Raw genomic sequence first — 12,249 nt, 5'->3', positions numbered from 1 at the left:
CATTATCAAAGCGCAAGTCCCTAACACCTCGAAGGCTCTCCCCCTACTTAGGGTGATCAGCAAACCTGAGCGATCGGAGGGCGCAAGCATTGCGCCCCTACAGTAACGGATTTTGTCCACAATGTAGGGGCGAACTGCGTTCGCCCAAAAGGTACATTATCAAAGCGCAAGTCCCTTAGGAGTCAGTATTCTCCGAGTCGGTCGTCAGGAGAATTAAGAATGAGCATTAATCAATTAAATGCTCTATTTAGGGATTTTAGGCAATTTTGTGCTTATTTTTCTCATTTTTGCCTTTTCAAAAATTAATTATGCAAGAACTCTATTAAATCTGGTTATTAAAAACTGATTATTTATTCCCCTTTGCCTTTTGCCTCTTGCCTTTTGCCTCTCCTCATAACTAGCCTGTACTCAACGGATTTAGTATAAGCTGTTGTGCAAAAACAAAAGAGTTGAGCGGAAACACTCAACTCCTTTGTTTTTTATGCTTGATTCTATCTATAAAGTGTTATTGTGACTGCCAAAAACTTGCGCTTTTAGTGCATCAATTTCGGCTAATAACTCGCGACGATTTTCATCTTTGAGCAGATAGCGCCAGACAAACCAACCAGTATAAACGATCCCAACTAATTGTAGGATAGGAGCAAGGAGGGGAATATCATCGATCGCATCTAAAACCGCTAGGGTAACTTTTACGGTGACAAAACTCGCTAAAATTGCCCCCAGAACGATTAAAGGTTTTTTGTATCCAGAGAAGAAACTACCGATATAATCGGGGACATTAGCCAGATAGGACATTACCGAATCCCAAACTGGTTCTACATATTCAGACCAAATCTGTTCGGTGCTGCTGCTGCTGGGTTTGCTCAGAGACCCGGGTAAATCTGTTCTAATCGGATTTTGTGTTTCGGTGGGTTGCATTGATTCCATATTAACTGATCCTCATCATAAAGGTTAGACAGTGCGCGAATACGACCAACGGGGGTCAATTTTAACAGACTGAATAGACTAACTCGCTGTTGCCCATATTATCGGATAATTGCGATAGTAGGCGGAAAGTTTCTCAACAACTATTAAGAATCAAGGATTTAGCTTCTCAATTTTATCGTCAGTCTGACCGCAATTCTCTATTTTAACAGCAGGTAGCGATCGGAGTTGAGGAATCAGGGGGTGTCAGTTGGGTGTTAGGGATTGGTTGTTAGGATTACCAGATAAGATAATTAAATGCAGACTAAATATCTTCGAGATGCGTTCTATGGACTCCACAGTTAGCTTGCTTACCCGCATTACTCAAACACCCGGCCAGTGTGGTGGTCGTCCTTGTATTCGGGGGATGCGAATTCGAGTAACGGATATTTTGGAAATGTTAGCGGAGAATGTGAGCATAACTGAAATTCTAGAAGACTTTCCCGATTTGGAACTCGCAGATATCCAAGCTTGTTTACTTTTTGCAGCACGGTGTACGGATTTTCCTAAACTAACGGCATGAAAATTTGGATTGATGCTCAACTACCTCCAACTCTAGCAAGCTGGTTATCAGCGACCTTTGATTTAGAAGCATCGTCCCTGCGAGACTTATCCCTTCGAGATGCTCAAGATATCGATATCTTTGCAGCAGCGCGAGCGGAAAATGCCGTGATTATGACCAAAGATAGTGACTTTATTGATTTGGTTTGTCGTCTGGGAACACCTCCTCAAATTTTATGGTTAACCTGTGGTAATGTCACAAATCAGAATCTGCGGCGATTACTGACAGCTACTTTACCCGATGCGTTGAAACAACTAGAGCAAGGAACAATAATTGTAGAGATTAGCAATACTCCTTAAAGTCCTTCCCTATTCGTGGATAAGTTGCATGGGTGCGGTGCGAGGATCGATGATTTTCTGACCTAAACCCGAAAATTTGACCGCTAGATTCATTTTTTTGCCCGTACCGAGAATATGGGTCACTTCTCCTTCTCCAAAAGTAGAGTGTAACACTCGATCGCCTACGCCCCATTTTCTTTGATTAGAGACAGTTTTTTCCATGGCAACCACTTTTGGGGTCTTTTTCGGTTTCAGGTTGCTTGTGAGCAATTCTGGGGGCAATTCCTGCAAAAATTGGGAAGCTACCTTAGTCTCTTTATTCCCCCAGACGTATCTTTCTTTTGCGTAGGTTAAAAATAATTGTTCCTTGGCCCGAGTCACTCCCACATAACACAAACGGCGTTCTTCCTCAAGAGCAATGGGATCGTTTAAACTACGATTATGGGGAAAAATGCCCTGTTCTAAACCGACTAAAAAGACGATAGGAAACTCTAAACCTTTGGCGGAATGAAGGGTCATTAACGAGACTTTTTCTTGACCTTCCTGAAGATTATCTAAATCCGAGGCTAAACTAGCACTAGCGAGAAATTCCTGGAGATTGGTTTCTTCGTTTTCCTCTTGGAATTGTACCACAGCGCTATACAATTCTTGAATATTCTCGATCCGGGTATCAGCTTCCTCGGTTCCCTGCTGTTTTAATTCATCAATATATCCCGAATCTTCCATGATTTTATCTAGGATTTCACTAGCGGATAAATCAGCGATTTTTTCTTGCAGGTTTTGGATAATTTTAGCTAATTTATTGATGCTTTTAGTCGCACGACCGGCGAGAGTATTAACGGAAGTTTCATCGCTGATAATTTCCCATAAAGGTACTCCTAATTCTTGGGCAGCTTTGAGCAAATTATCGATTGTGGTTTTACCGATACCGCGCCGGGGAGTGTTAATAATTCTCAGTAAACTAACGGTATCAGCAGGATTGGCAATCACTCGTAAATAAGCGATCGCATCTTTAATCTCCTGTCGATCATAAAATTTAAATCCCCCGACAATATTATAGGGGATATTATTGCGAATTAACCCATCTTCAAAGGGGCGAGATTGGGCATTAATTCGGTAGAGAATGGCAAAACTACCCCAATTTAATTCGGGGTTTTCTTGGGTAAATTCTCTAATTTTATCAAGAACAAAAGCTGCTTCTTCCTGTTCATCTCTGGCTTTAAAAACATAAATACTCTCGCCTCCTTCTCTGGTGGGAACAAGGACTTTATCGATTCTTTGACTATTCTTTTCAATTAACTTATTTGCCGCTTGCAGAATATTTTCCCGTGAACGATAGTTTTCCTGTAGTTTCACCATCGTGCGAGTATCATCATCGGGTAAACCATCGCCAAAGTCCGCTTGAAAATTGAGCAGAATAGTAAAATCTGCCATCCGAAAACTATAGATAGATTGGTCGGCATCACCCACCACAAAAATCGATCGATCCGTCCAATTCCACTCACTTTTTTTCGTTTCACCATTGGTGGACAAAAGCCGAATTAACTCGTACTGAATCCGGTTAGTGTCTTGGTATTCATCGACTAAAATATGCTTAAATTGCGTATGCCAATAACCGAGAATAGATTCATTTTGCTGAAAAAGACGGACTGGAACCAGTATCAAATCATCAAAATCTAGGGCATTATTTTGTGCCAATTGCATCTGATAAGCCTGATAAACCTCAGAAATGACCTTTCCCCGAAAATTAGGGTTTTCTCTGGCGTAATCCTCGGGAGTTAACCCTAAATTTTTAGCATTACTAATCGCATAACGTAGATTGCGGGCATCAAATTTTTTATCGTCTAAATTCATCTGTTTAGTGACGATATTTTTCACCAAACTCTGGGCATCAGACTCGTCCATAATCGAAAAATTCCTTTGCCAACTATGACCATATTCATCCTGATATTTATTAATGTCATAGCGCAAAATCCGACCGCAAAGACTGTGAAAAGTCCCGATCCAGAGTTTTTTAGTATAATTCCGATAAACTTGAGAAAAGAGTTTTTTCTGTTCGTATTCTTCTAAAAGTTCTAATCTTTGACCGTATTTTTCCTGTGCTTTCTGTTGAGCAAAAGTTTTTTCAATTCTAGTTTTCATTTCCCGGGCCGCCTTATTGGTAAAAGTGACCGCGAGAATATTTTCCGGCTCGACCCCGTGATGACGGATCAAATGGGCGATACGATAGGTTAAAGCGCTAGTTTTTCCCGATCCTGCTCCAGCAACCACCAACAAAGGGCCGCAAAAATGCTCCACAGCAATGCGCTGAGAAGGATTGAGTTGTTCTAAATAATCGGCTGTGACTGTCATAATCTTGGCATATAGCTCTGCGACCTCTATTACTCAGGCTACATCATCGAGACGAGGATCGGGCATTAGTCAACCCCTTGAAGAGATAAAAATTTTTTGGGACAGTTTCTTTCAAATCGTTCAAGATTCTAAGTTGTCCTCTACAATGGAATTAGCGGAGACGCAAGTTTCCGTTCACTCCTCACACCACACTCCGTCCGGACAATGTTCGGGCGGTTTCTTATTGAAAATACTCGATCTCTACAAATTCCCTGTTACACTGTATTATCAAAGATTTCTTGGAATCTTTTTTGCGCTCAAATGTACTACTATGTGAGGGACATCACTTGTCTAAACGTTATTTGTTCACCTCCGAATCGGTTACAGAGGGACATCCCGATAAAATTTGTGACCAGATTTCTGATACTATTCTTGACGCTCTGTTATCCCAAGATGACCACAGTCGTGTAGCGGCTGAAGTGGTTGTCAATACAGGGTTAGTCTTGATTACCGGTGAAATCACCTCGAAAGCACAGGTTCACTTCGTCGATTTAGTTCGCAAGAAAATCGCTGAAATCGGCTATATCAACGCCGATAACGGCTTTTCCTCGAATAGTTGCACGGTTTTAGTCGCTTTAGACGAACAATCTCCCGATATTTCCCAGGGTGTCACGGCTGCTCAGGAAAATCGCGAACTTCTCAGCAATGATGAACTCGATAAAATTGGTGCGGGAGACCAGGGTATTGTCTTCGGTTTCGCTTGCAATGAAACCCCCGAATTTATGCCCTTACCGATTAGTTTAGCCCACCGCATCGCTCGCCGTCTAGCGGCAGTCAGAAAAACGGGTGAACTGTCCTATCTGCGTCCCGACGGTAAAACGCAAGTATCGGTCATTTATGAAAATGGTCGTCCCGTGGGTATCGATACTATCCTTGTTTCTACCCAACACGATGCTACTATCGGCGATATCACTGATAATGATCTCGTCCAACAAAAGATTAAAAGTGATCTCTGGAAAGCGGTAGTAGAGCCTGTTTTCAGCGATTTAGAGATTAAACCCGATGCCAATACCCGTTATCTGGTTAATCCCACCGGAAAATTCGTCATTGGTGGACCCCAAGGCGACGCGGGATTAACGGGACGGAAAATTATCGTCGATACCTACGGTGGCTATTCTCGTCACGGTGGCGGCGCTTTCTCCGGTAAGGATCCTACCAAAGTCGATCGCTCCGCGGCCTATGCTTGCCGTTATGTGGCCAAAAATATCGTCGCTGCTGGTTTGGCCGATAAGTGCGAGATTCAAGTGGGTTATGCGATTGGGGTAGCTCGTCCGGTGAGTGTCTTCGTGGAAACCTTTGGCACCGGTAAAGTCGCTGATGATGTGATTCTGGACTTAATCAATAAATACTTTGAACTTCGTCCGGCCGGTATTATCCAAACCTTTAACCTGCGCGGTTTACCCTCGGAAAGAGGCGATCGTTTTTACCAAGATGTGGCCGCTTATGGTCATTTTGGTCGCAATGATCTCGACTTACCCTGGGAAAAGACCGATAAAGCCGCTATCCTCAAAGAAGCTTTGACTTCTGTGGTACTATAGGGTTAGAAATTAACTGCAATTTTTGATTGAGGAGTAGAGTTTCAGGCTCTATTCCTTTTTTATACTATTAGGGGTCGAGAAGGTCGTCACCGACCTCCCCTCCCATTCAGAACCGTGCATGAGACTTTCACCTCACACGGCTCCTAGTTTGACTGTTCCCTTGTTAGGGATACAACTTGACTTCTTTTGGTTGCCATCTTGGCTTCCATCTGATGCCGATTTATCATCGTGACAGAACGTAGGTTGGGTTGAAGCATGAAACCCAACACCCCGATGGGTTACGCTACCGCTAACCCATCCTACAAATAATTGTGCCTCCCTACTTATCAGGACAGGCACTCATGCAATAGGCAATAGGCAATAGGGACAATAAATAATCAGTCTTTAATAACCGGATTTAGTATTATCAGTCAATCGAATCTGTCTTTCTGTTTGTGTTCTTTGTGCCTTTGTGTTTATCCTTAACTCTTATGGTATAACTGGACAACAAAAGGTTTGGTTTTAAACTTTAGCCTCCCTATTCTCTGGGTCTTCTTGTAGCTAAAAATAGCTTACCTCTTATTTGTTGATGGGTGAAGGTGAATATAGCTTTTCTCATCAAGAGAAAATGTAACCTGATTGGGTAAGTAAAACTTCCCACCTCACCAATAAGATAACTGCTATATAGTTAAAATTGACAACTTAGGTTAAGATGATGCTAGGTTTCACCAGTTAAAGAGCTATGGATAACAAAGTTCTCGACGTTCGCCATCTCACCGTTGAATTTTCCAATCAGAAAAGAACAACAGTCGCCGTTAATAATATTAGTTTTAGCTTGCAGAAAGGTCAAGTTCTCGGTTGTGTGGGGGAGTCGGGTTCAGGAAAATCCGTCACCTCCCTCGCACTCATGGGATTGGTTCCTTCTCCGGGAAAAATTACCGGGGGAGAAATTTGCTTTCGTCCGGCAAAAGGTCAGTCAATGCAAGCAGTAGATTTATTATCTATTCCCCCGGAAGAATTGCGTTATTATCGCGGGGGAGAAATGGCGATGATTTTCCAAGAACCAATGAGTTCTCTTAATCCAGTTTATAACATCGAGTTTCAACTCACCGAAGCAATTTTACTGCATCAAAAAGTCACCACTGAACAGGCAAAAAATCAAGCCATCTCTCTACTGCAAGAAGTGCGCTTATTACCCAGTGATGAACAGTTAGAGGAGAAGTATATAGAAACTTTTCCCTTAGAAAATAAGGGTCATGTCAGAGAAACAATTAGAACTTATATTCAGGAACAAAAAGAAGCAATTCTCAAGCGTTATCCTCACGAATTATCGGGGGGACAATTACAAAGGGTAATGATTGCCATGGCGATTTCTTGTAATCCTACTCTATTAATTGCCGATGAACCAACCACCGCTTTAGATGTGACTGTCCAAGCAGAAATATTAAGATTATTACGAGATTTGTGTAAAAGCGATCGAGAAATGTCAATGGTTTTTATCTCCCACGATTTAGGAGTTATTAATGAAATTGCTGATCAAATTGTCGTAATGTATCAAGGAGAAATCGTCGAACAGGGAACGAAAGAAGAAGTATTAAATTATCCCCAACATCCCTACACAAAAGGTTTACTTGCCTGTCGTCCTCGCTTAAACTCTCGTCCGGAAAAATTGCCCACCGTCAGCGATTTTTTACGAGTGGAAAAAGACTCTCAAGGTAAGATTATTGAATTACAGGAAATTACTCCACCAGCAGTTAAATTTATTACTCTCCAAGAGGAAGAAAGCAGAATTGAAGGTTTACAACATCACGAGAATATTTTATCGGTAGAAAATTTATCGGTTAGATTTCCAGTTAAGGGAGTTTTCGGGCAAGTAAAGACCTTTTTTAATGCCGTAGATCAGGTCAGTTTTGCCGTTAAACGGGGGGAAACCCTGGGTTTAGTCGGTGAGTCGGGCTGCGGAAAATCCACCTTAGCAAGGACAATTCTGCGCTTAATTCCTGCTACTTCTGGAGATATCTATTTCCGAGGAGAAAATCTGGCTAAATTAAACCCCAGTGAGCCAAAATTAAGACTACTGCGACGGGAATTACAGATAATTTTTCAGAATCCCTACAACTCCCTGAATCCCCGTTTATCCATTGGTAAAGCAATTTTAGAACCGATGGTTATTCATCATACCGGCGGCAATTCCCAAAAGCAACGGCAACGAGTAGAATATTTATTAGAACGAGTTAAACTTGATCCTAATTGGTTCGATCGCTATCCCCATCAATTATCAGGAGGACAACGCCAAAGGGTGTGTATTGCTCGCGCTTTAGCCTTAAATCCTCAGTTTATTATCTGTGATGAATCTGTCTCTGCTTTAGATGTTTCCGTACAAGCGGGAGTCTTAAATTTACTCAAAGAATTACAGCAGGAATTTAATCTCACTTATATCTTTATTTCCCACGATTTAAGTGTTGTCAGATTTATGAGCGATCGAATTATGGTGATGAATAAAGGTAAAATTGAGGAAATTGGTACAGCTAACGAAATTATCAACTCTCCCCAAAGCGATTACACCCGTAAACTTATCGCTTCCATTCCCCAATTTACCGAAAGTCTTGCTAGTTAAGTAGCTGGTTATAATTAAATTAAAAATGGATTTTAGCTTCGATCCCCCCTTAGTCCCCCCTTGATAAGGGGGGTGCCGATCCCCCCTTAGTCCCCCCTTAATAAGGGGGGTGTCTGACAACTTTTAACACCTACCTACTTAAAATTAGCAGTCAAACCGAAAGGATTAGCTGCCTCTAATTGTGCCGATAAACCTAACAAAGTGATTTCATCAGCAGGTTTACCCACTAACTGAATTGCCACGGGTAAACCCTGACTATCAACCCCTGTGGGTAAAGCAATCGCGGGTAAACCACTCGCATTAGCAATCGGAGAAGGAGCAATCCAACGAATCATCTTATTAATCGCTTCTTGCGGTGGTAAATTTTCCCACTCACCAATTCCGGGGGGTTGATGTAGGAAAATGGGCAAAAGTAAGACATCAAAATTATCAAACATCGCCACAATTTGCCGCGAAATAATGTGCATCTGCTGCACTGCTTGCAGGTACTCCCCCGCACTGCCAGAATTCTCTAATAACCATTGGTTAAGGGGACTTAATAGCTGCCTGGGAATTCCCGTCGCTGCCGTTCCCGCTTGCCAAATACGGCGAAAAGGAGCGATTAAAGCCTGTAAATCGGGAGAATACTCGGTTAAATGATGCCCCATGCCCTCTAAAATTTTAGCCGTAGCGAGGACAGCATTTTTATAAACGGAAGCCGCCTCGCCAAAGGGGGATATGGAAGTAGAAAAAGCGATTCTCAGGGGTTTTACGGCTCTCTGAGTGGCTTCTAGGAAAGAAAAGGGCGGATCGGGTAGCCAGTAGGGATCGCCCGTCGTATAGCCCGAAATCACGGTAAGCAGCGCCGCGCCATCTGCCACCGTCTTAGAAAGAGTGCCGTTAGTGGCGATACCGCTTTGAAATTCCCCCACCGGGGCATAGGAAACCCGCCCACGACTGGGTTTTATCCCCACCAAACCGCAACAACCCGCCGGAGTACGAATGGACCCACCACCGTCGGAACCCTGGGCAATCGGGCAGAAACCCGCCGCTACCGCCGCCGCTGCGCCGCCACTGGAACCTCCTGCGGTATAATCGCGGTTGAAGGGGTTACGAGTCGGCAAAAAACCCGGATTTTCGGTGTAGGGAAAGGAACCTAACTGGGAAGTGGCAGTTTTGCCCAGAAGGATAAAACCCGCCATTTTCATTCTGGTGACGATTCCTTCGTCGTATTGGGCGATATTTCCCTGTAAGGCGGCGACTCCGTAACTAACTGGCATTCCAGCGACGGCATTTAAGTCTTTAATGGCGGTGGGAACTCCAAAAAAAGGCGGTAATTCGGCAGTATCGGTGATTTGACTTAATTGTTCCGTTTGGGCGCTGGCGGTTGCTAGGGCGCTTTCCCCGGCGACATGGACAAAACCACCAATTTGACTGTCAAATTTTTCAATTCTGTCGAGGTATAAATGGGTTAATTCTAGGGGGGAGATTTGTTTAGTGCGAATCAGTTGGGCTAATTCTAGGGCAGATTTTTGCAATAATTCATCACTCATGAGCGATCGAGGTAAAATAGGTAAGTGAAAATAATTATATTCGTTAGTGGGAAGATGGTTTTAAAGGAAAAAAGAAAAAGTAAAAAAAGACCATTACTGTAAAAATTTACCTATCCCCTATCCCCCCTTGTCTTGGAAAATTATGACCTCACAGTTAATTGAAATTCTCTCGGCTGACGAAATTCGTCGCACTATTACCCGTTTAGCTTCCGAAGTTATCGAAAAAAGTGGCGATTTAAATAACTTGATTTTGATCGGTATCTACACGCGAGGAGTGCCTTTAGCTAATTTAATTGCTAGTCAAATTGAGAGCTTAGAAGGGGTAAAAGTTCCCGTAGGAGCGATCGATATTACCTTCTATCGCGACGATCTTGATCGCATTAAAACTCGCACTCCGGCTAAAACCAAAATGCCCCTAGATGTCACGGGAAAAACCGTGATTTTAGTTGATGATGTTATCTATAAAGGTCGCACAATCCGCGCCGCTTTTAATGCTATTATTGAGTATGGCAGACCGCAAAAAATCCGCTTATTAGTCCTCGTTGATCGTGGTCATCGGGAATTACCAATTCACCCGGATTTTACGGGCAAAAAACTACCCACCGCAGCCGAGGAACAGGTAAAAGTTTATCTACAAGAGATTGACGGCAAAGATGGGGTGGAATTAATCAAATAAAGAGGAGTTAAGACTATTAGCGAGGAAGGAGTTTGGTAACTAATCCCCAGAGGAAAATAAACAGGATTGCCCCGATAATAGCCACAAAAATACCCGGTATGCTCAAGCTAGAACTCCCTAGGGCAAAACTGCCAGTTTGAAGCAAATTTAACAGGGTTCCCCCCACAAAAGCCCCGATAATTCCTAGCAAAGTCGTGGCAAAAATACCACCCCCCTGTCGCCCAGGATAAATAGCTTTTGCGATCGCACCAGCAATAAAGCCCAAAATTATCCAAGAAATGACATTAATCATGATTTTAATCCCGTTCAGTTAATTTTGTCTTTGATGTTTTCGATTGCGTCCTGGGCAGCGTTTTTCATGTCCTCCAACAAATTTTCTGCCTTATCTTTGACATCAGCTGCCACGTTCATTGCCGCTGCTTGTACCTGCTTTAATTCTCCTTCTGCTTTCATTTTCTCGTCGCCAGTTAATTCTCCAGCAGCCGATTGTACTTTCCCCTCGACATTTTTGGCAGCCGCTTTCATTTTGTCTTCGATGCTCATAAATTTTTCCTCGGTCAAGAAATTGTTCTTGTTATTTTTATAACACAAATGCGGTAATTACTGCCCTTTAAAAACTTAAATAAATCTTAAGTTTTTGGAAATAATTATTATTGGTTTCGCCATTGAGAGCGATCTATATCTGGCAAGGCTTGCGCTTATTGTTAATTTTTTTGTCGTTTAAAAAACTTAACAAATTTAACCATCGAATCACCAGAGTCTGCTGAAGCTTTTACCCTCTATATATTTGCTAAATAAAAAAATCATCTATTTTTAGGGCAAGGTAAAAGCAGCAATTACGGGATAATGATCGGAAGGAATCAGATTCAACCAACGGGAAGGATCGACTTTTGCCCAATCTAACTGCAAACGGCTATCATAATAAATTGTATCGATGGCTAAATAAGGGGTATCGGTGTAATTATTAAAGCTCATTTGTTCTGCTAATTCCAAATCTGCTAAAGTGTCCTTTAATTTAATTTCTGACTGGAGAGTTTGAGTTAAAATCTGACGGGGTAATTGCTGAGAATTAACATTAAAATCCCCCGTTAAAAATAGGTAATCTTTTGTTAAATCTAGTTGACAAAAATGCTCCTGTATGCACTTAGCACCTAAGTCCTTAGCCTTGTCGCTATAGTAATCGAGATGGGTATTATAAAACTGCAAAGTTTGCCCCTCAAGAGTGCGAAATTTAGCCCCCGTTACCATGCGGGGATAAGGATTACCCCAAGCTTCAGTGATACTGCCAACAATATCGGGAGTTTCTGATAGCCAAAATTCGTATATTTCTAAACATTTTAACCGACTTGGTTGATATAAAATCGCACAATGTTCATCTAATCCTGTCCCTCTGCGATCGCTGCCTAAACTTTGGTATTTTGGCAATAAACGGTGTAGATCCAATAGTTGATTAGCGCGAGCTTCCTGAGTACCAATTATATCGGGAGAATAGTGAGCAATTAGAGCCGCTACTGCTTCCCTTCTTACTCGCCAATTACGCTCATCAGGATCGGGTTTATCGTAGCGAATATTAAAGGACATTGCTGTTAGTTTCATAGGAAAATGGAGAATGAGGAAGGGAAGTGGGGAAGTGGGGAAGTGGGGAAGTGGGGAAGTGGGGAAGTGGGGAAGTGGGGAAGTGGGGAAGTGGGGAAGTGGGGAAGTGGGGAAGTG

General features: G+C 42.5%; 11 protein-coding genes. 5 read left to right on the top strand and 6 right to left on the bottom strand.

Going from position 1 to position 12,249, the window contains the following annotated elements:
- Window positions 1-495: 495 nt before the first annotated feature.
- A complete protein-coding gene (locus tag IM515_RS17665; RefSeq protein ID WP_002769850.1) occupies window positions 496-927 on the bottom strand; it encodes a CAAD domain-containing protein in 432 nt (143 codons plus the stop codon).
- 325 nt (window positions 928-1,252) lie between these two features.
- Here IM515_RS17665 and IM515_RS17660 point away from each other — a divergent pair, with 325 nt between their 5' ends.
- The gene (locus IM515_RS17660) at window positions 1,253-1,486 is read left to right on the top strand and encodes a DUF433 domain-containing protein (protein ID WP_039899814.1); all 234 of its coding nucleotides are present in this window, start codon (window positions 1,253-1,255) and stop codon (window positions 1,484-1,486) included.
- Window positions 1,483-1,824, top strand: coding sequence for a DUF5615 family PIN-like protein (locus IM515_RS17655; protein ID WP_193956888.1), 342 nt, complete (start codon window positions 1,483-1,485; stop codon window positions 1,822-1,824). Before IM515_RS17660 ends, IM515_RS17655 begins: the two co-directional genes overlap by 4 nt.
- Window positions 1,825-1,833: 9 nt before the next feature.
- Here IM515_RS17655 and pcrA read toward each other — a convergent pair whose 3' ends face one another.
- Entirely contained in the window at window positions 1,834-4,155 is a 2,322-nt protein-coding gene (pcrA, locus tag IM515_RS17650; RefSeq protein WP_287628665.1) for a DNA helicase PcrA, read from the bottom strand.
- 326 nt (window positions 4,156-4,481) lie between these two features.
- Here pcrA and metK point away from each other — a divergent pair, with 326 nt between their 5' ends.
- Together metK and IM515_RS17640 are read left to right on the top strand one after the other, a co-directional pair.
- Window positions 4,482-5,732: a methionine adenosyltransferase gene (gene metK / locus IM515_RS17645; protein WP_287628664.1), complete on the top strand. Its 1,251-nt coding sequence runs from the start codon at window positions 4,482-4,484 to the stop codon at window positions 5,730-5,732.
- 721 nt (window positions 5,733-6,453) lie between these two features.
- Window positions 6,454-8,328: an ABC transporter ATP-binding protein gene (locus tag IM515_RS17640; protein WP_287628663.1), complete on the top strand. Its 1,875-nt coding sequence runs from the start codon at window positions 6,454-6,456 to the stop codon at window positions 8,326-8,328.
- A gap of 134 nt (window positions 8,329-8,462) precedes the next feature.
- Here the strand turns inward: IM515_RS17640 and IM515_RS17635 are convergent, their stop codons facing one another.
- The gene (locus IM515_RS17635) at window positions 8,463-9,860 is read right to left on the bottom strand and encodes an amidase (RefSeq protein ID WP_287628662.1); all 1,398 of its coding nucleotides are present in this window, start codon (window positions 9,858-9,860) and stop codon (window positions 8,463-8,465) included.
- 142 nt (window positions 9,861-10,002) lie between these two features.
- Between IM515_RS17635 and pyrR the strand changes: the two genes are divergently transcribed.
- A complete protein-coding gene (pyrR, locus tag IM515_RS17630) occupies window positions 10,003-10,536 on the top strand; it encodes a bifunctional pyr operon transcriptional regulator/uracil phosphoribosyltransferase PyrR (RefSeq protein WP_002769862.1) in 534 nt (177 codons plus the stop codon).
- A gap of 16 nt (window positions 10,537-10,552) precedes the next feature.
- Here pyrR and IM515_RS17625 read toward each other — a convergent pair whose 3' ends face one another.
- The 3 genes from IM515_RS17625 to IM515_RS17615 form a co-directional block, all read right to left on the bottom strand.
- The gene (locus IM515_RS17625) at window positions 10,553-10,828 is read right to left on the bottom strand and encodes a GlsB/YeaQ/YmgE family stress response membrane protein (RefSeq protein WP_172967336.1); all 276 of its coding nucleotides are present in this window, start codon (window positions 10,826-10,828) and stop codon (window positions 10,553-10,555) included.
- A 14-nt stretch (window positions 10,829-10,842) separates the two neighbouring features.
- Window positions 10,843-11,079 carry a CsbD family protein gene (locus IM515_RS17620; RefSeq protein WP_052278120.1) on the bottom strand — a complete coding sequence of 79 codons (237 nt, stop codon included), beginning with the start codon at window positions 11,077-11,079 and terminating at the stop codon, window positions 10,843-10,845.
- Between the two features lie 270 nt (window positions 11,080-11,349).
- A complete protein-coding gene (locus IM515_RS17615; RefSeq protein WP_287628660.1) occupies window positions 11,350-12,132 on the bottom strand; it encodes an endonuclease/exonuclease/phosphatase family protein in 783 nt (260 codons plus the stop codon).
- Window positions 12,133-12,249: the final 117 nt, after the last annotated feature.

Origin of the sequence: Microcystis sp. M44BS1 (assembly GCF_020244875.1) — a bacterium.
In the GTDB taxonomy this organism is placed as follows: domain Bacteria; phylum Cyanobacteriota; class Cyanobacteriia; order Cyanobacteriales; family Microcystaceae; genus Microcystis; species Microcystis panniformis.
The sequence above is the reverse complement of the archived record's forward strand: the minus strand, read 5'-3'. Positions and strand labels throughout refer to the sequence as shown.